The 22,303-nt window shown below is 73.1% G+C and carries 18 protein-coding genes; 15 read left to right on the top strand and 3 right to left on the bottom strand.

Features of this window, described 5'->3' with window-relative positions; all coding sequences use genetic code 11:
* Positions 1–67: 67 nt before the first annotated feature.
* Positions 68–916 (bottom strand): NAD(P)H-binding protein, encoded by an 849-nt coding sequence (locus tag Ae717Ps2_RS04945; RefSeq protein WP_075312206.1) that lies wholly within the window; start codon positions 914–916, stop codon positions 68–70.
* 43 nt (positions 917–959) lie between these two features.
* Positions 960–2,333 (bottom strand): MFS transporter, encoded by a 1,374-nt coding sequence (locus tag Ae717Ps2_RS04940; protein ID WP_233147450.1) that lies wholly within the window; start codon positions 2,331–2,333, stop codon positions 960–962.
* Positions 2,334–3,138: 805 nt separating this feature from the next.
* Between Ae717Ps2_RS04940 and Ae717Ps2_RS04935 the strand changes: the two genes are divergently transcribed.
* From Ae717Ps2_RS04935 to Ae717Ps2_RS04925, 3 genes are read left to right on the top strand one after another with little or no spacing between them, the layout of a single operon-like run.
* Positions 3,139–4,593, top strand: a complete 1,455-nt coding sequence (locus Ae717Ps2_RS04935) for an aldehyde dehydrogenase (RefSeq protein ID WP_233147449.1) — start codon at positions 3,139–3,141, stop codon at positions 4,591–4,593.
* Entirely contained in the window at positions 4,590–5,843 is a 1,254-nt protein-coding gene (locus Ae717Ps2_RS04930; RefSeq protein ID WP_083702266.1) for an aminotransferase class V-fold PLP-dependent enzyme, read from the top strand. The genes Ae717Ps2_RS04935 and Ae717Ps2_RS04930 overlap by 4 nt, the downstream gene beginning before the upstream one ends.
* Positions 5,840–6,970: an FAD-dependent oxidoreductase gene (locus tag Ae717Ps2_RS04925; RefSeq protein ID WP_075333078.1), complete on the top strand. Its 1,131-nt coding sequence runs from the start codon at positions 5,840–5,842 to the stop codon at positions 6,968–6,970. The genes Ae717Ps2_RS04930 and Ae717Ps2_RS04925 overlap by 4 nt, the downstream gene beginning before the upstream one ends.
* Before the next feature lie 23 nt (positions 6,971–6,993).
* Here the strand turns inward: Ae717Ps2_RS04925 and Ae717Ps2_RS04920 are convergent, their stop codons facing one another.
* Positions 6,994–7,728 (bottom strand): GntR family transcriptional regulator, encoded by a 735-nt coding sequence (locus tag Ae717Ps2_RS04920; protein WP_075333077.1) that lies wholly within the window; start codon positions 7,726–7,728, stop codon positions 6,994–6,996.
* Between the two features lie 260 nt (positions 7,729–7,988).
* Here Ae717Ps2_RS04920 and Ae717Ps2_RS04915 point away from each other — a divergent pair, with 260 nt between their 5' ends.
* The 12 genes from Ae717Ps2_RS04915 to Ae717Ps2_RS04860 all read left to right on the top strand — a co-directional run bounded on the left by Ae717Ps2_RS04915 (position 7,989) and on the right by Ae717Ps2_RS04860 (position 22,280).
* Complete coding sequence (locus tag Ae717Ps2_RS04915; RefSeq protein WP_083695652.1) at positions 7,989–9,989, top strand: primary-amine oxidase; 2,001 nt, start codon at positions 7,989–7,991, stop codon at positions 9,987–9,989.
* 85 nt (positions 9,990–10,074) lie between these two features.
* Complete coding sequence (locus Ae717Ps2_RS04910) at positions 10,075–11,445, top strand: Rieske 2Fe-2S domain-containing protein (protein ID WP_075333076.1); 1,371 nt, start codon at positions 10,075–10,077, stop codon at positions 11,443–11,445.
* On the top strand, positions 11,438–12,961 hold the full coding sequence (locus Ae717Ps2_RS04905) for a glutamine synthetase family protein (protein ID WP_083702264.1): 1,524 nt from the start codon (positions 11,438–11,440) through the stop codon (positions 12,959–12,961). Before Ae717Ps2_RS04910 ends, Ae717Ps2_RS04905 begins: the two co-directional genes overlap by 8 nt.
* A gap of 17 nt (positions 12,962–12,978) precedes the next feature.
* Positions 12,979–14,574, top strand: coding sequence for an amidohydrolase (locus Ae717Ps2_RS04900; protein ID WP_143510310.1), 1,596 nt, complete (start codon positions 12,979–12,981; stop codon positions 14,572–14,574).
* 166 nt (positions 14,575–14,740) lie between these two features.
* The gene (locus tag Ae717Ps2_RS04895) at positions 14,741–16,390 is read left to right on the top strand and encodes an ABC transporter substrate-binding protein (RefSeq protein WP_075334174.1); all 1,650 of its coding nucleotides are present in this window, start codon (positions 14,741–14,743) and stop codon (positions 16,388–16,390) included.
* Positions 16,387–17,253, top strand: coding sequence for an ABC transporter permease (locus Ae717Ps2_RS04890; RefSeq protein ID WP_075307839.1), 867 nt, complete (start codon positions 16,387–16,389; stop codon positions 17,251–17,253). The genes Ae717Ps2_RS04895 and Ae717Ps2_RS04890 overlap by 4 nt, the downstream gene beginning before the upstream one ends.
* The gene (locus Ae717Ps2_RS04885) at positions 17,250–18,338 is read left to right on the top strand and encodes an ABC transporter permease (protein ID WP_198932138.1); all 1,089 of its coding nucleotides are present in this window, start codon (positions 17,250–17,252) and stop codon (positions 18,336–18,338) included. Before Ae717Ps2_RS04890 ends, Ae717Ps2_RS04885 begins: the two co-directional genes overlap by 4 nt.
* Positions 18,339–18,345: 7 nt before the next feature.
* Positions 18,346–19,044 carry an alpha/beta fold hydrolase gene (locus Ae717Ps2_RS04880; RefSeq protein WP_075307841.1) on the top strand — a complete coding sequence of 233 codons (699 nt, stop codon included), beginning with the start codon at positions 18,346–18,348 and terminating at the stop codon, positions 19,042–19,044.
* Positions 19,041–20,048 (top strand): ABC transporter ATP-binding protein, encoded by a 1,008-nt coding sequence (locus tag Ae717Ps2_RS04875; RefSeq protein WP_198932137.1) that lies wholly within the window; start codon positions 19,041–19,043, stop codon positions 20,046–20,048. The genes Ae717Ps2_RS04880 and Ae717Ps2_RS04875 overlap by 4 nt, the downstream gene beginning before the upstream one ends.
* 11 nt (positions 20,049–20,059) lie before the next feature.
* Positions 20,060–21,061 carry an ABC transporter ATP-binding protein gene (locus Ae717Ps2_RS04870; protein WP_233147448.1) on the top strand — a complete coding sequence of 334 codons (1,002 nt, stop codon included), beginning with the start codon at positions 20,060–20,062 and terminating at the stop codon, positions 21,059–21,061.
* Positions 21,058–21,822, top strand: a complete 765-nt coding sequence (locus Ae717Ps2_RS04865; RefSeq protein WP_075307845.1) for an amidohydrolase family protein — start codon at positions 21,058–21,060, stop codon at positions 21,820–21,822. Before Ae717Ps2_RS04870 ends, Ae717Ps2_RS04865 begins: the two co-directional genes overlap by 4 nt.
* Positions 21,819–22,280 carry a hypothetical protein gene (locus Ae717Ps2_RS04860; RefSeq protein WP_198932136.1) on the top strand — a complete coding sequence of 154 codons (462 nt, stop codon included), beginning with the start codon at positions 21,819–21,821 and terminating at the stop codon, positions 22,278–22,280. The genes Ae717Ps2_RS04865 and Ae717Ps2_RS04860 overlap by 4 nt, the downstream gene beginning before the upstream one ends.
* Positions 22,281–22,303 lie beyond the last annotated feature (23 nt).

Raw genomic sequence — 22,303 nt, 5'->3', positions numbered from 1 at the left:
GACCACGATTTTCCGGGCCACGAGTTCGTGGAAACCACGAACACCCGGCTCGACGCCGCGTCGCCCGTCAGCGGAAGAGCGCGATGTTCTCGGTGACCCAGTCGTGGAGGGTGAGCGGCGCCCGGCCCGTGACGCGCTCGACCGTGTCGAACACCGTCCGGTCCCACTCGACCGACTGGCGCTTCAGCTCGAGGAGCGCCTCGAGCCGCGGCCCGCCCCAGCCGCGCTCGGCGTACTCGGCCCGGGCCTCGGCCGGGGTTCGCTCGACGTGCGCGACGGGCCGGCCGACGACCTCGGCGACGACCTCCACCATGCGGGCCGGCGAGATGGCCTCACCGCCCGTGATCGGCAGAGCCGCGCCGAGGTGGTCGTCGGTGAGGAGCGCCCGGTACGCCACCGAGGCGATGTCACGCGGGTGGACCATGGCGGACGTCGGATCCCCCTGGGTGGTGTGGACGACGCCGTCCGACGCGACGGACCGGGCGTACTGACCCACGAACGACATGAACGTGCCGGGTCGCAGGATGGTCCACCGCATGCCCGACTCCCGCACCACGTCCTCACCGCTGCTGTGGCCGAGGCTCAGGGGGTCGGTGGCGCCGAACTCGACCCCGCTGGTCGAGAGCTTCACGAGCTTGCCGACGCCGGCCGCTCGGGCCGCCGCGACGAGGTTCGTCTCGTGCACAGGGCCTTCGTGCCCGTAGCCGGGCGGGACGACGAACACGGTGTCCACGCCGGTGAACACGCCGTCCAGGCTCTCGGGGCGTTCGAGGTCACCTCCGACGACCTCGACCCCCTCGGGGAGGTCGGCCTTCTCGGGGAACCGGGTCAGCGCGCGGACGGGTTCGCCGGCGGCCACGAGCTGCGGGACGAGCTCGGAGCCGACGGTGCCGGTGGCACCGGTGATCAGGTACATGGGTGTCTCCTTCGTGGAGGGGTGGAACAGGGGGAGGTGGGGGTCAGGGCGTGCCGGGGGCCGCACCGTCGGGGGCCGCACCTTCGGGGGCCGCACCGTCGGGGGCCGCACCGTCGGCCGTCGCGTCCTCGGGCAGTCGGGTGCTCGGGAAGAACAGCGAGACCACGAACCCGACGACGACGACCGGGACCATCGCGGCGAACACGGAGGCCCCCAGGGACCTGCCCATCTGCCGCAGCATGGTCGTGACGCCGTGGACCGCGCCCATGTCGTGGGTTCCCCCGCCGCTGCGCGCGGCGACGGTGAGCGCCTGCTGGTTGAGCCCGGCCGCGACGCCGAACATCAGCAGGTACAGGATCGTCAGCGGGAGCGGCGTCGCCGGACCGGCGGTGACGAAGAGCAGCGCCGTCAGGGCGAAGAGAGCCATGCTCGCCGGCGGGTACCAGCGGAACGAGCCCGTGCGCCCGATGAGCCGGGCGCTCCCGTACTGGCTCACGACGACGGCCAGCATCATCGCCGCGAGGATCACGCCCGACTCGCCCGCACCCAGCCGGTCGACCGACTGCAGCCAGAGCACGAGGTAGTTGATGCTGCCGAGGCCGACGAACCCGGCGATGACGTCGACCACCGAGACCACGCTGATCGTCCGGTTCCGGAAGAGCGAGAGTGGGATGACCGGATCGGCCGCGCGCCGCTGCGACAGCACGAACGCGACGACGAGCAGCACCGAGGCCATGCAGAGACCGATGACCACGCCCGGGCTCCGCGGGTCCGACCTGCCGGCCTGGTTCGCCAGGAGGTTGAGCGCGACGATGGCCGAGGTCAGCAGCACCGCGCCCAGGTGGTCGATCCGCACTCGACCGGGCGCGGATCGCGGAGGCAGGTGCAGCGTCGCCGAGACGATCGCGATCACCGCCAGCCCGATCGGCAGGTTCATCAGGAACGTCCAGCGCCAGCCGAACAGGTCCGTGACGACACCACCGACGGTCGGCCCGGCCAGAGAGGCGACCCCGACGGTGACGGAGATCCAGCCGTAGTACCTCGCGCCCGCTCGCGGCGAGAACATCTCGCCGATGATCGCGAGCACGCAGACGAACAGACCGCCGCTGCCGACGCCCTGGACGACGCGGAACGCGACCAGCTGCCCCATGGTCTGCGCGAGACCGGAACCGGTCGAACCGACGAGGAAGACGACGACGGAAACGACCAGCACCTGCTTGCGGCCGAACAGGTCACCCCACTTGCCGCAGATCGGTAATGCGACCGTACCACCGATGAGATAACCCGCGGTGACCCATCCGAACTGGTTCAGGGAACCCAGGTCGCCGACGATGCGTACCAGCGCGGTGGCGACGACCTGAGCATCGAGCAATGACAGGAAGACGGCGGCCATCAGCGCCACCATGATGGTGCGCACCCGAGTGGAGGACAGATCCGCCGTCAGCGAACCGGAACGAGGCGTGGACACGACGACATCCCTACGAGATGGTCGACCGGCGCTCGGCCCTCAGCACGAACACCAGGTCAACGGCATGGTCAGAAGTAGACGAAAAGACAGCGCGCGGTGGCGCCGGAGTGGGGTCTCGACCTCTGCGTTCTCGCGCGAATACAGCGAGACAGAGACCTGACCGAGCGTGGCTTCGCTCTCCTCAACCGCGGGTCCTTGTCGTCCGGCTCTGCCGGAGGACCCCGGTCCTCTTCATTCGTACTTCTTGACCGATCACATCCTCACACAGGACATCGTGCCCACCATTGAATGCCGACGAGGACGCTAGCAGGCGACCACTTCGGCGGCAACGCGATATCAGCACGATCCACTGGCCACGAAACGACTCCACGGTCCTGCGACGCCGGCTCGGACACAGATCCTCCGAATCCGGTCACGGGCCTTCGGGCGGTCCCGTGCTCTCCGGACCCGCGCGCGTGACCCCGGCCGCATCCGCAGCGGCCGCCCGGATCGACGGGGCGACCACTCGGGCGAGGGCGAGCCAGAGCAGGTCGGCACCCCTGGTCCGGTCGAGCCCCACGCGGCACCACCGGCAACCTGCGCCGCGTCGGCCGTTCGGCCACCACCACCGCCGGATCGCACGGCCCGTGCGGCCCGTCGGCACGTCTCGTGCCGGCGTCGTTCGACCACGCGCACGGTGTGTGTGGAATCTCTTGCACATCGGATCCAAAGAATCCTAATGTTGGATCCAATCTACGTCAGGTCAGGAGAGTCCGTGCGTTCTTCGTTGCCCTCGCTCGCGCCGTCGGCCGGGCTGTACATCGACGGGGCCCGGATCCCGGCCGGCGATCGGGCCTCGTTCCCGGTCGTCGACCCCGCCACCGAGGAGGTCCTGACCCACGCCGTGCAGGCCGACGACGCCGACGTGGACGCCGCCGTCGCCGCCGCGGGTACCGCGCTGCGGGACCGCCGGTGGTCCGGACTCGCCCCGCTGGAGCGGGCGGCCGTACTGAACCGGGTGGCCGACCTGATCGAGCAGGACCTCGAGGACCTCGCGATCCTCGAGACCCGCGACAACGGCAAGCCGATCGAACGCTCACGGGCCGACACCGGCCAGGCGGCGCGCACGTTCCGGCACTTCGCCGGCGCCCCGAGCCGGTTGACCGGCAGCACCGTCCCGATCGACGGCGGGGCCCACCACGTCTACACGACGCTGCAGCCGGTCGGGGTGGCCGCGCTGATCCTGCCGTGGAACTTCCCGATCATGACCGCCGCGTTCAAGCTCGCCCCGGCCCTGGCCGCAGGCTGCCCGGTGGTGGTCAAGCCCGCCGAGCAGACACCGCTGACGATGCTGCGCCTGGCCGAGTTGCTGACCGAGGCGGGCGTGCCCCCCGGAGTGGTGAACGTGCTGACCGGCGACGGCCGCGTCGGCGCGGCGCTGACCGCCCACCCCGGCGTCGCGACGGTGTCGTTCACCGGCAGCACCGCCGTCGGCCGGGAGGTCGGTGTCGCCGCGGCAGGCCGGCTCGCGCACTCGACGCTGGAGCTGGGCGGCAAGAGCGCCAACATCGTCTTCGACGACGCCGACCTCGACGCCGTCGTCACCACCGCGATGCGTGCGTCCTTCGGGCACTCCGGCCAGATGTGCACCGCCGGCAGCCGACTGCTCGTGCAGCGCTCGATCCTGCCCGAGCTCACCGAACGACTGCGGGCCGCCGTCGGGCGGGTCCCGATGGGCGACGGGCTCGCCGGCGGGATCTCGGTCGGACCGCTGGTCTCGCACGAGCAGCGCAGCCAGGTGCTCGGCTACATCGAGAAGGGCCGGGCGGAAGGGGCCGAGCTCGTCGTGGGCGGGGGTTGTCCGGACGGGCCCGGCTACTACGTCGAACCGACCCTGTTCACCGGCGTCACGAACGACATGGTGATCGCCCGGGAGGAGATCTTCGGCCCGGTCCTCGGCGTCCTCGCCTTCGACCACGAGGACGAGGCACTCGTCCTCGCGAACGACTCGACCTACGGGCTCGCCGCCGGTGTCTGGACCCGGGACCTCGGTCGCGCCCACCGCATCGCCGCGCGTCTCGAGGTCGGGACCGTATGGGTCAACACCTACAACGTGTTCGACCCGGCCCTGTCGTTCGGCGGGGTCAAGGACAGCGGCCTCGGCCGGGACCTCGGTGACGAGGCGCTGCAGGGCTTCGTCGAGTCCCGGGCCGTCGTGGTGGCGCTGTGAGCCCCGAGTCGATCGCCGGCCCGGCCCCCCGGCCGGCCCTCGGGACGGCACCCGCGCCGGGGATCGACGTCGCCGCGGAACGGGCCCGCACCCCCGGTGTCACCGAGTCGCACCACCTGAACGCAGCCGGCGCGGCCCTGCCGACCGCAGCTGTCGTCGACACCGTGGTCGAGCACCTCCGCCGCGAGGAGCGCGACGGTGGTTACGAGGCCGCAGCCGCGGTGGGTGAGGCGGTCGAAGCCGTCTACGACGACGTCGCCGAGCTCGTCGGTGCCCGCGCGGCGGAGATCGCGTTGTTCGACACGGCGACCACCGGCCTGCGGGTGCTGGTCGACGCGCTCGTGAGCAGCGGGACACCGCGGCTGCTCGTGAGCCGCTCGGCCTACGTGAGCCACGCCCTGCACCTCATGGCCCACGCCCGGCGCACCGGGACCGGGCTCGAGATCCTCCCCGTCGATCCCGCGACCGGTGCCGTCGACCTCGACGCCCTCGCGCTGAGCCTGCACGGTGGTGGACCGGCGATCGTGTTCGTCGCTCACCTGCCGACGTCGTCCGGGCTGGTGGAGCCGGTCGCCGCGCTCGGCGCGCTGACCCGCCGGCACGGGGCACGCCTCGTCGTCGACGCCACCCAGTCGGTCGGCCACCTGCCCGTCGACGTCGGCGAGATCGGCTGCGACGTACTGGTCACGACCGGGCGGAAGTTCCTGCGGGCCCCGCGGGGTACGGCCTTCGCCTGGGTGCACCCCGCCGTGCTGCCCACCCTCGAACCGGGCGCCCCGGACGTGCGGGGTGCCGCGTGGACCGCGGAGCGCGAGTGGACCCTGGCCGGCACCACACGCCGCTTCGAGACCTGGGAGCACTCGGTCGCCTGCCGGCTCGGCCTGGGGGTCGCGGTCCGTGAGACGGTCGAGCGGGGTCTCGACGTCACCACCGCACATCTGGTCGCACTCGGCGCGGACCTGCGCGAGCAGCTGCGGTCGCGGCCCGGGGTGACCGTGCGCGACCCGGCCGCGAGCACCTCCGGGATGGTGACCTTCACCGTCGACGGCGTCGAGCCCGCCGAGGTCAAGCACCGGCTCGCCGCGGCGCGGGTCCGGGTCGTGACCGTCCCGGCGAGCCACGGTCAGTGGGATCTCGGCGCACGCGAGGTTCCCGCGGTCGTGCGCGCCTCGGTGCACGTCTACAACAACACCGACGACCTCGACGCCCTGCTGTCCGTCGTGGACACGATCACGGCGGGGCACCGGTGACCCGCACCGTGCTCGACGCCGACGTCGTCGTCGCCGGGCTGGGCGTGCACGGCACCGCCGCGGCGTACGAGCTCGCCGCGCGCGGCCGGCGGGTGATCGGCTTCGACCGGTTCGGCGAGGGCCACCTGCGCGGCTCCTCGCACGGGCGGACCCGGATGATCCGCCGCGCCTACCCGAACCCGGTGTGGAACCCGCTGGTCGAGCGGGCCTACGTCGGCTGGCGGCGCTGGGAGCGGCGCACCGGCGAGACGCTGCTGCACCGCACCGGCGGGCTCTACGCCCACCCCGAGCCCGGACAGCTGCAGGGCCCCGGTTGCGAGACCGTCTCGGACCCCGACCGGCTGCGCGAGCTCGCCCCGGGGCTGTCGTTGCCGGACGGCTGGCACGCCGTCTCCGACCCGGACGCCGGTGTGCTGGAGGCCGGGGCCGCGCTGCGCGCGGCCCGCGCGGCCGCCCGCACGGACGGCGCCGAACTGATCTTCGACGAGCCCGTGCTGGGCTGGACGCCCGTCGGCTCCGGGCCGGACGCGGGCGTCGTCGTCCACACCGGACGACGCAGCGTCCGGGCCCGACGCCTGGTCGTCGCCACCGCGGGCTGGGTCCCCGATCTGGTACCCGAGCTCGGCGGACTGTTCAGCACCTGGCGGATCCTCACCGTCACACTGCGTCCGGGGCACCCCGCCGCCGCTCCCCCGTCGCTCCCCGCGTTCTCGGTGCACCGGCCACAGGGGCTGATGTTCGGGCTGCCCGACGTGGCGGGCAGCGGCTACAAGGCCGGCACCGACACCGAACGGATCTGGGACCCCGAGCGTCCCGTCGAGCCGGCGGCCGCGGACGAGGTCGCCGCGCTGTGCACCCTGATGTCCCGGCACGTACCGGAGGTGCCCGCCCACCCGTCCACCGACGTCGCCGAGGCGAGGGCCTGCCTCTACACGATGACGACGGACCGCCGCTTCGTCATCGGGAGGCTGCCGGCGACGCCGCAGGTGGTGGTCGCCGCGGCCTGCTCGGGCCACGGGTTCAAGTTCGGGCCCGCCGTGGGCGAGGCGGCCGCCGACCTGTGCGAGGGGATCGACCGTCCCGACCTCGACTTCGTCGGCGTCACCCGACGACTGACCGCAGCATGACCGCGACGGGCGGCGGATCCGTCTCAGCCGACGAACACCGTGGCGGAGCGCTGCTCGTACCAGCGGGCCAGCGCGTCACCGGCCGCGATGACGTGCGCCCGCATCTCGGCGGCCGCGGCGTCGGCGTCTCCGGCGCGGAGCGCGGCGATGATCCGCTCGTGCTCGGCGAAGTTCTCGTCGCGGTGCCGGCTGTCGTTGACGATCAGCTGCGAGGACACGTTGCGCGGGAACGCGCCGTTGATGTCCTCGATGGAGCGGGTGAGCCGGGCGTTGCCCGCGACCTCGGAGATCAGGGTGTGGAAGGCGTCGTTGGCCGCCCGGTGCACCGGTGTGCGGCCCTCGCCCTGGGCGGCGGACTGCTCGTACATCTCCCGGTTGTCGCTCTCCAGCTCGTCGAGCTGCTCGCGGGTGATCCGGGCGACCGCGCGGCGGGCGGCGAGCGCCTCGAGCTCGGCGCGCACCTCGTAGGCCTCCCGGACCTCCCACGGCGCGGGTACCCGCACGACCGCGCCGCGGTGCGGGTGCACCGCGATCAGCCCGCCGTTCTGCAGCTGGCGGATCGCCTCACGGATCGGGGTGCGGCTGACGCCGAACAGGGTGGCGAGCTCGGCCTGACGCAGCTGGCCGCCGATCGGGATGTCCCCACCCATGATCATGTCCCGGATGCGGGCGGCGAGGTCGTCGACCAGCGTGGCACCCGGCGCTCCCTGCGCGGCCCCACCCTCGGTCCCGTCGGTCTCCGGTGTACGCCGGACCATGCCCGTCCCCCCGTCCTCAGCGCCGTCGCGTGGCGGCGATACCGCGCCGGTGGACCCGAAACGATAGCCGACGGGTGCGTGCTCACCCGGGATGGATCCCAACCCGTGGGTCGTGGATCAGTTCCGCGGGCGGCCGTCCGCCGTCGTCGTCGAGCCACAGCCGTCACTTTCGGATCCACTTTAATCCGTCATGGATACCAACCGTCGACCCGTGGTCGCTCCGGACTCGTCCGGGCACCCGGTGGAGGAGGACCGACCCGATGAGCGTGATCGAGGGCGTGGCCGCGTCCGGACCGGAACGGACACCGGGAGCCGGGAGCGGCCCGCGGTTCGGCCGGCAGACCCCACCGTCCCCGGCCCAACGGCACTGGACCGAGCCCCTCGCCGAGTCGGAGATCGCCGAGATCGTCGACCTGGTGAAGGCCGACCCGCGGATCGGCGAGCACCCCCGGTTCTGGGGGGTGTCGGTCGACGAGCACCGTGCCCGGGACCTGCCGGCGGGCGTCGGTCGGCCGGTCCGGTCGATCGTCATGAACCCCGACGCGCACGCCGCGTGGGAGGTCACCGGCTGGACGTCGGGGGTCGACCGGCCGGCGTCGTTGCAGACCTGGACCCCGGTGGACGCCCGCCGGCCCGGGATCTCCAGCGAGGAGGCCCGGATGATGGCCCAGGCCTGCCGGGACGATCCCGGGATGCGCGCGGCACTGGCCCGCCGCGGGATCACCGACCCGTCGCTGGTCTGGGTCGACCCGGAGTCGATCACCGGCTTCGAGCCCCCGGAGTTCGCCGGGCGGCGGCTGTCCTGGGGGGCGGTCTGGCACCGCGAGCACCCCGAGGACAACGGCTACGCGCGCCCGGTCCCCGGCCTGGTCCCGATCGTCGACATGGAGACCTTCGAGGTCCTGCGGATCGAGGACCACGACTCCGGCCCGCCCACCGCCGAGGCCGGGAACTACCGATCCGGTGACTGGGGCCCGGACCGTGTCGTCGCCCCGCTGGAGATCGTCCAGCCCGACGGGCCGGGCTTCACCGTCGACGGGCACCTGGTGCGCTGGCAGAACTGGTCGTTCCGGGTGGGCTTCACCCACCGCGAGGGCATGGTGCTGCACGACGTGCGCTACCTCGACGGCGACCGCGAGCGCACGGTGCTGCGCCGGGCCGCGGTCAACGAGATGTACGTGCCCTACCTCGACCCGGACCCGACGGCGTACCGGAAGAACTTCTTCGACTGGGGCGAGTACGGCGCGGGCCCGCTCACGGCGTCGCTGGCGCTGGGCTGCGACTGCCTCGGCGAGATCCGCTACCTCGACGCCGCCGTGCTGGGCGGGCACGGCGAGCCGCGGACCGTCCGGAACGCGGTGTGTCTGCACGAGGAGGACGCCTCGATCCTCTGGAAGCACGTCAACACCCGCACCGGCCACGCCGAGGTGCGCCGGAGCCGGAAGATGGTCGTCTCCTCCTTCGCCACCGTCGCCAACTACGACTACGGCTTCTACTGGTCCTTCCACCAGGACGGCACGATCGACCTGGAGATCAAGCTGACCGGCATCATGTCGGTCACCGGGCTCGGACCGGACGGGGCCGCCCGGCACGGTCGCCGGGTCGGCGCCGACGTGCAGGCGTCGAACCACCAGCACTACTTCGGGCTGCGTCTGGACACCGCGGTCGACGGGCCCCGGAACCGGCTCAGCGAGATCCACGCCGAGGTCGAGCCCGACCCGGAGCTCGACCCGTACGGCAACGCCTGCCGGATGGTCCGCACGCCGATCACCAGCGAGGCGGCCGGCGCCCGGAGCGCCGACCCGTCCCGCGCGGTGCACTGGCTGGTCGAGAGCACCGAACGGACGAACCGCTTCGGCGACCCCACCGGCTACCGGCTGGTGCTCCCGAACACGACCCGGCTGTTCGCCCGGCCCGGCAGCGTCGTGGAACGCAAGGCGCCGTTCGTGTCCCGGGCGCTCTGGGCCAGTGCCTATGCCCCCGACGAGCGCTTCATCGCCGGTGAGTACCCGAACCAGGGCCCGCTGGGCGAGGACGGCGTGCACGTGTGGCAGCGGGCCGACCGTCGGCTCGACGACGCCGAGCTGGTGCTCTGGCCGGTCGTCGGCGTGCACCACGACCCGCGTCCCGAGGAGTGGCCGGTCATGGCCGTGCACCGGATCGGGATGCGGATGGAGCCCGACGGGTTCTTCGACCGCAACCCCTCGCTCGACCTGCCGGCCCCGGCCCCCGCCCGGTCCGGCGACGGGTGCTGCCACTGATGGCCGCCCTGCGCGGGCGGCCCGGCGCGCGATCCGCGGCCGGAACTCGACCCGTGAACCGATCCCGACGCGAGAGAGGCCCGTCGTGCTGAAGCGCGAGGACAACGAGAAGCTGACCCGTACCGGCCCGGACGCCCCGCTCGGCCGGCTGATGCGTTCCTACTGGCAGCCCGCCGCGCTGGTCTCCGAGATGCCGGAGGACCGGCCGGTCAAGGCCGTCCGGCTGATGAGCGAGGACCTCGTGCTGTTCCGGCGCGACGACGGCGGCTGGGGCCTGATCAGCCGGTTCTGCGCGCACCGCGGCGTCGACCTGTCCTACGGCCGGCTCGAGGACGGCGGCCTGCGCTGCCTCTACCACGGCTGGCTCTACGGGCCGGACGGCCGCTGCCGGGAGCAGCCGGCCGAGCCGCCGTCGAGCACCTTCGCCGACAAGATCCGGATCCGCAGCTACCCCTGCGAGGAGCGCAACGGCATCGTCTTCGCCTACCTCGGCGCGGGCGATCCGCCGCCGTTCCCGGCGTTCGACTGCTTCACCGCGCCACAGGCCTACACCTTCGCCTTCAAGGGGCTCTGGGAGTGCAACTGGCTCCAAGGCGTCGAGGGCGGGATCGATCCGAGCCACGTCTCGTTCCTGCACCGCTTCGTGGGTGAAGACCCGCGTGAGGTCTACGGCCGGCAGTTCAGCGAGGAAGTCGCAGGAACCGGGCAGAAGCTGTCCAAGCTGGTCGGTGACCACGTCCGCCCGGACATCGAGGTCGAGCGGGCCGAGCACGGGCTGCGGGTGTTCGCGATCCGTGAGCTCGACGGGGAGCGCACACACGTCCGGATCACGAACCTGATGTTCCCGAACGCGTTCGTGGTGCCGTTCGGCAACGACAAGGTCTTCGCGCAGTGGCACGTGCCGATCGACGACGAGAACCACTACTGGTACATGGTCCTCTACGACTTCGCCGAGCGGACCGACGCCGAGACCCTGCTCGCGCAGCGGCTGGCCGAGGTGACCCTCCCCGACTACCGGCCGATCCAGAACCGCGGCAACGACTGGGGCTTCGACGCGACCGAACAGAGCGAGCTGACCTACACCGGGATGGGTCTGGACATCAACGTCCACGACCAGTGGGCGGTCGAGAGCATGGGCCGGGTCCAGGATCGGACCGTCGAGCGGCTCGGGGTCTCCGACCGGGCGGTCACCGCGAACCGGCGGCTGCTGCTGAAGTCGCTGGAGGCCTTCGAGGCGGGTTCCCCGCTGCCGGCCCAGCCCCTGGACGCCGACGGCGCCGCGCGGCTGGTGGGTCCGGTCGCCGTCGACATGGTCGGCCCGACCACGGGGTGGCAGGGGCAGTGGGCCGCCCACGACGCCCGCCGCCGTGCCGAGTCCCCGTGGGCGACACCGCTCGGTTCCCCCGCACTGTCCGACGACACGGCGGCCGGAGCGGGGGCGACCGCCGATGCGTAGCGTCGACGAGCGGCCGGTGGCCGAGGGCGGCGGCGGGCACTCCGCCCGCCCGATGTTCGACGCCGACCGCGGCGGCTTCGTCGAACGGCACGGACTGTGGTCCGAGCAGCAGTACGCCGCCGCGGCGCAGCTGCGCCGGGTGGTCGACGAGCTCGGCATCGAGCTGGTCCGGGTCTGCTTCGTCGACCAGCACGGGGTGCTGCGCGGCAAGTCGATCACCAGTACCGCACTGCCGGGCGTCCTGCGCTCCGGACTGACCGCGCCGTCGTCGCTGCTGCTGAAGGACCCGTCCGGGCGCTCGACGTTCGCGGTGTTCGACGGGCTGCGGCTGGACGGCCACCGCGGCTTCTCCGGCGCCGGTGACGTGGTGCTCGTCCCCGACCCGGCCACCTTCCGGGTGCTGCCGTGGGAGAACCGGACCGGGCTGCTGCTCGCCGATCTGCACTACCCCGACGGCGGGGTGGTCCCGTTCTGCACGCGGGGTCTGCTGCGTCGGCAGCTGGGCGCGCTGGCCGGGCGCGGCATGAGCCTGACCGTCGGCCCGGAGCTGGAGTTCCACGTGTTCGCCCGTGCGGACCCGGCGATGGACCCCGCGCAGGTCGGCCGGCCCGGCGCGCCGGGCACCGCGCCCGTGGTCCGGCCGCTCACCCCCGGCTCCCAGCTGCTCGACATCGGTGGCCTGGACCGCTGCGACGAACTGGTCACCGGGATCCACCGGACACTGACCCGGCTGGACCTGCCGCTGCGCTCGATCGAGCTCGAGTTCGGGCCCAGCCAGTTCGAGATCACCCTGGAGGCGGGCGAGGCGGCGGTGGTCGCCGACCAGGTCGTGCTGGCCCGCACGGCGATCAAGCAGCTGTGTGCACGAATGGGCCTGCACGCCACGTTCATGTCCCGGCCGCAGGGGTCCGAGACCGCCTCCACCGGCTGGCACCTGCACCAGTCGCTGTGCGATCTCGACACCGGCGCCCCGGTGTTCCCCGGGGCGGGGACCGACTCGGTCCTCTCACCGCTCGGCAGGTCCTACCTCGCCGGCCTGCTGGAGCATGCGGTCGCCGCGGCGGTCTTCGGCACACCCACCGTCAACGGGTACAAGCGCTACCAGCCGCACTCGCTGGCCCCGGACCGCGTGCTGTGGGGGGCCGACAACAAGGGGGCGATGGTGCGGGTGGTCGGTTCGGCCGGCGACCCGGCCGCCCGGTTGGAGAACCGTTCGGGGGAACCCGGCGCGAACCCCTACCTCTACATCCTCTCCCAGCTGGTGTGCGGTCTCGACGGGATCGACCGCGGGCTCTCGCCCGGGGAGCCGTCGGACTCGCCCTACCGCGACGAGGCGCCGCGGCTGCCGCGCACCCTGGGTGCCGCGGTCGACGCGCTCGACGCCAGTGCCCTGTTCCGGCGCGAGCTCGGTGACGTCGTCGTCGACTGGTACGTCCACCTCAAGCGGGCGGAATTCGAGCGCTACCTGGCCGACGTGTCGGCCTGGGAGCAGCGCGAGTACTTCGACCTGCTGTGACCAGCCCGGTGAACGACGTGGGTGCACTGCTGGTCGTCGGTGACGTCCGCACCATGGACCCGGCCCGCCCACGGGCCGGCGCGGTGGGGATCCGGGGCGACCGGATCGTCGCGCTCGGGTCGGTCGACGAGGTACGGCGCGAGCTGGGCCGGGGTCGCGTCGTCGAGCACGACGCCGGCGGGTTCGTCCTGCCCGGGTTCGTCGACAGTCATGTGCACGTGCTGTGGGCCGGACGGGCGCAGGAGCGGGTCGGCCTCGACGATGCGACGAGCATCGCCGAGATCGGGCACCGCCTTCTCGCGCACGACGCCCGCCACCCCGGTACGGGCTGGATCGAGGCCGAGGCCGGTTTCGACCCCGGGGACCTGGCCGAGGGCCAGCTGCCCACCGCCACCGACCTCGACGCCGCCGTGCCGCACCGTCCGGTCCTCCTCGACCGCAAGGGGCACGACGCGATCGTCAACACCGCGGGTCTGCAGGCTGCCGGGATCGATGCCACCACCCCCGACCCGCCGGGCGGGCGGATCGAGCACACCCGCGACGGCCGGCCGACCGGCCTGCTCGTCGAGCATCCGGCCGCCGATCTCGCACGCGCCGCGATCGGCGAGCCGGACGACGCGCGTCGCGCGGGGTGGATCGAGACCGGCACCCGTCTGCTGCGCGGGCACGGGTTCACCGGCGTGATGGACCCGGCCGTCGGCCCCGGCGAGCTCGCCGCCTACGCCGCCGCGGCACGTTCCGGGCGCCTCGCCACGCGGGTGGTGGTGATGCCGCTGGGCGACGACCACCTCGACGACGCCGCGCTGCAGGCCGCCGTACGACGGTCCGGAGTCGCCGGCGCCGATCCCGGCCGGCTGCGGGTGGGCCCCACCAAGCTGTTCCTCGACGGCGGCGGATCCCTCGGCACGGCCTGGCGGTCGACCCCGTGGCCGGGCACCGACGGCTACACCGGCAACCGGACGCTGAGCGTCGAGGCGCTGCGGACACACTGCCGGAGCGCCGCGGCGGCCGGGCGGGGGGTCGGGATCCACGCCGTCGGCGACGCCGCCGTCGACCTCGTGCTGGACGCGCTGGAGGAGGTCGACCGGCGGACACCGGTGGCCGGTCTGGGCTTCCACCTCATCCACGCCTACCTCGAACCGAGCGCACGGGCGATGCGGCGCACCGCATCGCTGGGGGTGGCCCTCTCGGCCCACCCTGCTCTCTGGTGGAACGCCGGGGCGTCCGTCGTGGACCGGCTCGGCGAGGCGGTGGCCGCCCGGTCGAACCCGCTCCGTTCCTGGATCGACGCCGGGGTGCTCGTCGGAGGCGGCTCGGACGGGCCCGGGCCACCGCTGTCGGCGCTGCACGGCATGTGGCAGGCGCGCACCCGGAGGATCCGCGGATCCGAGCACCCGGTCGGCCCCGGCGAGGCCATCACCGCCGAGGAGGCGCTGGCCCTGTTCACCACCCGGGCCGCGGCGGTCGCCGGCCTCGACGGGCTCGGCCGGCTACGGGTGGGCGGACCGGCCGATCTCGCCGTGACCGACGTCGACCCGCTGGGGCCCGCCGGCCCGCTGCCCGGGGGACGCGTCCTGGCCACGGTCACAGCAGGTGCGCTCCACGTTCCGTGACACCGCATGCGCGCGCTGCACCGCACGTGGTGCACGCCATGCCCTCCGCCCACCCGTTCATGACGACGTAAAGGAACGGAAACAGGTCCCGACCTAGACTTCAGCCGGGATACCACTCGTAGTGTTTTGGATCCACGCCACCGACACGTCCTCCGAGGAGATCGCGATGCCGCCCACCACCCCGACCGATCGGCGGCAGCTGTCGCGCCGCAGCCTCTTCCGCGGTGCGGGCGCGCTCGGTCTCGGCGTCGGCCTGACGAGCCTGCTGAACGCCTGTGGCGTGGCCTCCCCGGGAGGGGGCGGCGGGGGCACGGCGGGAGGCACGCTCACCGTGGGCACCGACGCGACCAGCGGGGTGTTCGACCCGGCGTTCTACACCACCCTCGGCGATTGGATGGTCGTCGACTCGGTCTGCCGCGGACTGACCTTCTGCGACTTCACCGATCCCGAGCCACGACCGGAGCTGGCCGAGAGCTGGACCGTCTCCGAGGACGGGCTGACCTACGAGTTCGCGCTGCGGCAGGGGGTGACCTTCCACGACGGGACGACCTTCACCTCCGCCGACGTGCTGGCCAGCCTGAACCGTCAGCTGAACGCGGACGACCCGACCCTGCCCGACGGTGCCTCCCGCCCGTTCCAGAGCCTGGGCCGCAACCTCGTCTCCCTCGACGCCCCGGACGAGCGGACCGTACGCATCGTCCTGCATGGCCCGGACGGCACGCTGCTCGCCCGGCTGTCCGACATCGGGGCGCGCGTGATCTCGAAGGCGGCTCTCGACCGGCACGGCGCCGACATCGGCAAGAACCTGGTCGGTACGGGCCCGTTCCGCCTCACCGCCGCGACCGCCGGGCAGTCGGTCACCCTCGAGGCCTTCGACGGCTTCACCGGCGGGCGGCCGCCGGTCGACCGGGTGGTCATGCAGCAGGTCCAGGACTCATCCACGATGATCGGCTCGCTGATCAGCGGAGCCGTCTCGGTCACCCAGTTCACCCCGTACTCCGCGGTCGGGCAGCTGCGGGCGAACGACGCGGTGACCGTGCACGACACGCCCTACTGCTACGACGCGATGCTGCTGATGGACGTCCGCCGACCGGCACTGGCCGAGCTCGGGGTGCGTCGGGCGATCAACCTCGCGATCGACCGGCAGGCCATCCTGGACCAGGCCTTCTTCGGAGTGGGCACCCTGCCGGCGGGGTATGCGGTACCGCCGTCGATGCCGGGCCACGACCCGTCGCTGGCGGACCTGAGCCGGACCGACGTCGCCGAGGCCCGCCGGCTGATCGAGGCGGCCGGTGCGGTCGGCCGCGAGGTGCGGCTGATGGCGGCCAGCGACACCTGGCACCCGCGGGCCGCCCAGGTGATCGCCCAGAACCTCACCGACATCGGCCTGAGGGTGGTCTCCGACTCCGTCGACCCGGCCGCGTTCTTCAGCCGCGTCATGGACACCGACGACCCGTACCACGAGATCATCGTGTGGGAGCGCAACTCCTATGTCCCCGACCCGGACAACACGGTCGGGAACATGGCCGTCCCGCGGGGCGTGTACGGATCGAGCGCCACCGGTTTCGACACCCTGCCCGGCACCGCGCGATTCACCGAGGACACCGTCGCCGCCCGGAACATGCCGATCGGGCCGGAACGCACCGCCGCCTACTCGGCGATCCAGCGCCGCTGGGCGGAGGACTTCATGGTGCTCTCGATGCTGGTGCACTCCACGAACCTGGTGGTCACCGGCGCGAGCGTGAGCGGTGTGAACGTCAACGCCCTCAGCACCCACCGCTGCTTCCTCGATGACGCGAGCGTGAGCGGCGCATGACCGCGCCGGCCGTCGGCGGCACGGGCACCGTGCGGCGCGGGGCACGGCGCCGGTTCGCCCGCACACCGGTCGCAGTCGTGTCCTGGGCACTGGTCCTGGCCTACGTGCTGCTCGCGGTGGCCGGTCCGCTGCTGGTGACCGGTGACCCGCTGCGCCAGTCGCCGTCGGCGTTGCTGCCGATGGGGTCGCCGGGGCACCTGCTCGGGACCGACGACCTCGGCCGCGATCAGCTGGTACGGCTGGTGCACGGTGCGCAGCCGCTGCTCATGGTGGCCCTCGCCGCGACCGCGCTGGCGACCGTCGTCGGTGTCGCGATCGGGCTCGCCGCCGGCTACCTCGGGGGCCGGGCCGAGCAGCTGCTGATGCGGCTGACCGACGTCGCGCTGGCGTTCCCGTCCGTCCTGCTGATCATCCTGCTGGTCGCCGCGGCGGGGCCCGGCACGTCCAGCCTGGTCGTCGGCGTCGGCATCGCGCTGGCCCCCGGGATCGCCCGGCTGATGCGGGCGCTCGCGGCGCGCGAGTCTGCGCGCGACCACGTGCTCGCCTCCCGGATGGCCGGGACGGGCGGGCTGCGGATCGCACTCACCGAGGTGCTTCCCGGAACCGTCGGACCGCTGCTGGTCCAGGTGCTCACCACGCTGTCGGTGGCCGCCGGGTTCGCGGCCGGCATGTCCTATCTCGGGCTCGGCATCCAGCCCCCCACCCCGGACTGGGGCTACATGGTCCAGTCCGGTCAGGAGTTCCTCTACACCGCGCCGTCGCTGGTCGTGCTGCCGGCGCTGGCCACCCTGGTGTTCGTGGTCGCCTGCAACTTCGTCGGCGACGACGTCCGCGACGCGCTCGACCGGAAGGGGACACCGTGAGCGCCCCGACCACGACGACGACCCGACGGGCGCGCCCCGCCGTCCGGCCGGGAGGCTCCGGGCTGACCCGGCTGATCGTGCGCAGGCTGCTCGCCGTACCGGTGGTGCTGCTCGTCCTGGCCACCCTGGTCTTCCTGGCGATGCGGCTCATCCCCGGCTCGGCGGCCACCGCGCTCGGCGGCGCCGGCGACGGGCTGTCCTCGGAGCAGATCGCGCAGAACCAGCAACGGATCGCCGAGTCGCTCGGGCTGGACCGGCCGCTCCTGGCCCAGTACCTGACCTACCTCGGCGACCTGGTCCGGCTCGACCTGGGCAGCTCGTTCTTCGGCGGGAACGACGTGCTCGGCCTGCTCGGCGCCGCGCTCCCGGCCACGCTCGAACTCACCGTCGCGGCGATGGGCATCGCCGTCCTGATCGGCGGGGTCACCGGCCTGGTCGCCGCGGTGTACCGCGGGACCTGGATCGACACCCTGATCCGGGCGGTCGGCACGGTCAGCTTCTCGTTGCCCTGGTTCGCCCTCGGTGTGCTGTCCGTCGTGGTGTTCGGGGTGTGGCTGGGCTGGCTCCCGGTCCTGGGCCGGCTGCCGAACTCGCTGGGCTACGAGCCGACGACCAACATCGTGCTGCTCGACGCGATCCTCCAGAACCGCCCGGATCTCGTCCTGCCCTGGATCGCCCATCTGATCCTGCCGGCCACCACGCTCGCCCTCTCGATGGCCGGCTTCATCACCCGCATCGTCCGGGCGTCGGTCCTGGAGGTGCGCGGCGAGGACTTCGTGCGCACCGCCCGGATGAAGGGCATGACCGAGAACGCGATCCTGCTCCGGCACGTACTGCGCAACTCGGCGCTGCCCATCGTCACCGTGCTCGGGCTGCAGTTCGGCTCGCTGCTGGGCGGCGCGGTCATCACCGAGACGGTCTTCGCCTATCCCGGTGTCGGCGGCATGGTCGTCGCCGGGGTGCTGCAGCGCGACTACCCCGTGGTGCAGGGCGCCGCGCTGGCCATCGCCCTGCTCTACACGCTGGTCAACCTCGCCGTCGATCTCTTCTACCTGGTTCTCGACCCACGTCTGCGGAAGGGATGAGTCACCCGTGCGGATCCTGCTCGTGCACGGCGCCGGCGGTACGCCGGCGACCTGGGACGCCGTGCTGCCAGAGCTGCGGCGCCGCGGCCACGACGTCACGACGGTCACCAACCCGATGACGTCGTTGACCGACGACGTCGCCCACACCACCACCGCCCTCGACGCGCTGCAGGCACCGGTGCTGCTCGTCGGCCACTCCTACGGCGGGGCGGTGATCACGAACGTCGGCCGGGACCCGCGGGTGGCCGGGCTCGTCTACATCGCCGCGTTCGCCCCGGACGCCGGCGAGACCGTGCAGCAGATCGTGGAGCGTTACGACCCCGCGCCGGTCTCGGCGCACATGCGGCGCGGGCCGGACGGCGAGTGGCGCTCCGAACGCAGCGCGGCCTACTGGGCCGAGATCGGCTGGGACCTCGGCCCGGAGCTGCGCGCCGGCCGCATCGCGGAGAACCGGGTCGCCGACAGGAAGATCTTCGAGGAGCCCACCGGTGAGCCGGCCTGGCGCGTGTTGCCGAGCTGGTACCAGGTCGCCGACGGCGATGCGACCCTGCTCCCGGCCGCCCAGCGGGACATGGCCGCGCGGGCCGGCGCCACCACCAGCTCGGTCCCGGGCAGCCACTTCTCCCCGCTGGTGCACGCCGACGAGGTGTGCACGGTGATCGGGACGGCCGTCGCGGAGCTGACCGGCGTCCGGAGCGGACCGTGACCGGGCCGCCGGAGACCGTCATGCGGATCCGTGACCTGCGCGTCGGCTTCGACACCCCGGACGGCCGACTGCCCGCCGTCGACGGTGTCGACCTCGACCTGCGCCGCGGCGAGATCCTGGCCCTGGTCGGGGAGTCCGGCTCCGGCAAGTCCGCGTTGACGATGAGCCTGGTCGGGCTCAACCGCGGCCCGCGCACGCACGTGAGCGGGCAGGTCGAGTTCGGGGGCCGCAACCTGGTCGAGGCGAGCGAGGCCGAGTTGCGCGAGGTCCGTGGCCGCGACGTCGCCGTCGTCTTCCAGGACTCGCTGGCCGCGCTCAACCCGCTGCACCGGGCGGGCGCACAGGTCTCGGAGATGCTGCGGCTGCACCAGCCGCTGCGCCGCGCAGCGGCCTGGGAGCGCGCCGAGGAGCTGCTCGACGACGTCGGCATCGCCAACCCCGCACGCACCGCCCGGTCCTACCCGCACCAGCTCTCCGGCGGGATGCGTCAGCGGGTGATGATCGCGACCGGGCTCGCCAACGAGCCCGCCGTGCTGATCGCCGACGAGCCGACCACCGCGCTCGACGTCACCATCCAGGCCCAGGTCCTGGAGCTGCTGCGGCGGCTGCGCGCCGAGCACGACTCGTCGATCGTGCTGATCACCCACGATCTCGGCGTGGTCGCGGAGGTCGCCGACCGGGTCGCGGTGATGTACGCGGGCCGGGTCGTCGAGCACGGCACCCGCGACGAGGTGCTGCGCCGGCCCCGCCATCCCTACACCGTCGGGCTGCTCCGATCGGTCCCGCGGATCGACGGCCCGCCGGCCGAGTCCCTGTTCGCGATCCCCGGCGCCCCGCTGACCGGGGTCGACCGGCCGGAGGGGTGCGCGTTCCGACCGCGCTGCGCGGACGCCGTCGAGGAGTGCGGAACCCGCCCGCCGCTACGGCCCCGAGAGCCCGGCTCGGGACACCTCGACGCCTGCGTACGCGAGCCGGCGACCGCCGGGAACGGGGGTGCCCGGTGAGCGTGCCACTCGTGCGTACCGAGAACCTGCAGGTCTCCTACCGCGACGGCGGGGGCCGCCCGGTGCGCGCCGTCGCCGGGGTGGATCTCGACATCCTCGAGGGCGAGACGCTGGGCCTGGTCGGCGAGTCCGGCTGCGGCAAGTCGACGCTGGGCCGGGCGCTGCTGCGTGCGGTCGATCCCTCGGGCGGTCGCATCCACTACCGGGGGCGCGACATCACCGACCTGACCAGCACCCGGATGCGGCCGCTGCGCGGGGACATGCAGATGGTGTTCCAGGACCCGTTCGGTTCGTTGAACCCGCGACGCACGGTCGCCGACATCGTCGCCGAACCGCTGCTGCGGGCCCGCGGCATGTCCCGGGGTGCGGCCCACGAGCGCGTCGGCGAGCTGCTGGAGCGGGTCGGGCTGGGACGGGCCGCCGGGAGCAGGCGCCCGCACGAGTTCTCCGGTGGGCAGCGGCAGCGGATCGGCATCGCCAGGGCGCTCGCGCCGTCGCCGCGATTCGTCGTGGCCGACGAGCCGGTCTCGGCGCTCGACGTCTCCATCCAGGCCCAGGTGATCAACCTGCTGACCGGGCTGACCCGTGACGAGGGCCTCACCCTGCTGTTCATCTCGCACGACCTGGGCGTGGTCCGCCACATCGCCGACCGGATCGCGCTCATGTACCTCGGGCAGATCATCGAGGTGGCCCCGCGGGGGGCGTTCTTCTCCGCACCCGCGCACCCCTACGGCGAGGCGCTGCTCTCCGCGGTACCGGTGCTGGAACGGACCCGGGAGCGGATCGTGCTGTCCGGCGAGCTGCCCGACCCCGCCGCCCCGCCGTCGGGGTGCCGCTTCCGGACCCGCTGCCGGCACGCCGTCCGGCGCTGCGCCGACGAGGAACCCGCCCTGCGGCCGATCGGCGAGGGCCGCTCGGTCCGCTGCCACCTGCCACTGCTCGACCTCACCCCACCCGTCCCCGGCCCGGCCGCACCGGCCGGCTCCGCCCCCAGGAGGCCCGTCCACCCGTGATCATCGACGCCTACAACACCACCCAGGACGTCCGGGGCCGCTCCGACTACCTGACCGGCGCCCGTCCCGGCCAGGCGCCGCCGCCGTACACCCCGTTCGACCCGCAGCGGATCCTGGACCGGATGGACGCCGCCGGCGTCGACATGGCGATGGTCTGCTCGCTCGCCCAGCGGATCGAGAACGACTTCCTCGTCGAGCTGGTCGGCAAGCACCCGGACCGGCTGATCGGGTTCGGACAGGTCCGCCCGCAGGACGACGACGCGCTGGAGGAGATCGAGCGGATCGCCGCGGCCGGGCTGCGGGGGCTGAAGCTGCATCCGAGCATGCACGGCTACCACGTCGCCGACCACGGGCTGCTCGACCCGGTGTTCGACCTCTGCGCGCGGCTCGGCCTGCCGATCCTGATCAACGCCCTGGACGACGCGTTCTGCGCGCCCCTGGCGATCGAGGAGATCGCCAAGGACCACCCCGGGGTCCCGACGATCATCGCGCACATGGGGGCGGTGTGGAACGTCCCCGAGGCGATCATCGTCGCGGAGCGGCGTGCGCACGTGTACCTGGAGACCTCGGCGACCCTGGTCTCCGACGTCAGGCGGGCCTACTCCCGGCTGGGCCCGGAGAAGATCCTCATGGGCAGCGAGTGGCCCGGCTCCGACTTCGACCTGGAGCGGATGAAGATCGCCAAGGCGATCCCCGACGACGACGACCGGGCCCTGGTCGAGGGCGGGAACTACGCCCGCCTGCTCGGACTCGGCCGATGAGCGCCGCCGCGTCCGCCGCACTGCTGCGGGTCACGCCGCCCGCCGAGATGACCGCCGCCGATGCCGCGCTGCTCGACACGGCCCAGGCCCAGCTCGGCCGGGTCGTCGTGCCCGGCCGGCACGAGGTCGCCTCCGCGCTGCGCGCCGGTGACGGCACGGTCCACACCGGAGTGCACGTCGAGGGCTCCTGCCGGCGCAGCTCGGTCTGCGCCGAGGGCGTGGCGCTGGGTGCCGCCCGGGCCGCCGGGGTGTCCCTCGCGACCGTCGAGGCCGTGGTGTCGGTGCAGGTCAAGCCGGCGGACCGGTTCCGGATCATCGCCCCGTGCGGGGTGTGCCGGGAGCTCATCAGCGATTACGCACCGGACGCGCGGGTGTGGCTGACCCGCCCGGACGACGACGCCGTCGTCGTCCGCCGAGCGCTGGACCTGTTGCCCGAGAAGTCGGACCGGCGTTGGTGAGCGCCGGCGAGGAGAGGACCGTT

It is taken from the genome of Pseudonocardia sp. Ae717_Ps2, assembly GCF_001932475.1.
In the GTDB taxonomy this organism is placed as follows: domain Bacteria; phylum Actinomycetota; class Actinomycetes; order Mycobacteriales; family Pseudonocardiaceae; genus Pseudonocardia.
This window is presented reverse-complemented; position numbering and strand designations above follow the sequence as displayed.

What these genes read in the sequence shown, in the direction of transcription:
- Ae717Ps2_RS04945 (WP_075312206.1), bottom strand. Translation starts at nt 916, where the DNA reads ATGTACCTGATCACCGGTGCCACCGGCACCGTCGGCTCCGAGCTCGTC.
- Ae717Ps2_RS04920 (WP_075333077.1), bottom strand. Translation starts at nt 7,728, where the DNA reads ATGGTCCGGCGTACACCGGAGACCGACGGGACCGAGGGTGGGGCCGCG.
- Ae717Ps2_RS04915 (WP_083695652.1), top strand. Translation starts at nt 7,989, where the DNA reads ATGAGCGTGATCGAGGGCGTGGCCGCGTCCGGACCGGAACGGACACCG.
- Ae717Ps2_RS04905 (WP_083702264.1), top strand. Translation starts at nt 11,438, where the DNA reads ATGCGTAGCGTCGACGAGCGGCCGGTGGCCGAGGGCGGCGGCGGGCAC.
- Ae717Ps2_RS04895 (WP_075334174.1), top strand. Translation starts at nt 14,741, where the DNA reads ATGCCGCCCACCACCCCGACCGATCGGCGGCAGCTGTCGCGCCGCAGC.
- Ae717Ps2_RS04890 (WP_075307839.1), top strand. Translation starts at nt 16,387, where the DNA reads ATGACCGCGCCGGCCGTCGGCGGCACGGGCACCGTGCGGCGCGGGGCA.
- Ae717Ps2_RS04860 (WP_198932136.1), top strand. Translation starts at nt 21,819, where the DNA reads ATGAGCGCCGCCGCGTCCGCCGCACTGCTGCGGGTCACGCCGCCCGCC.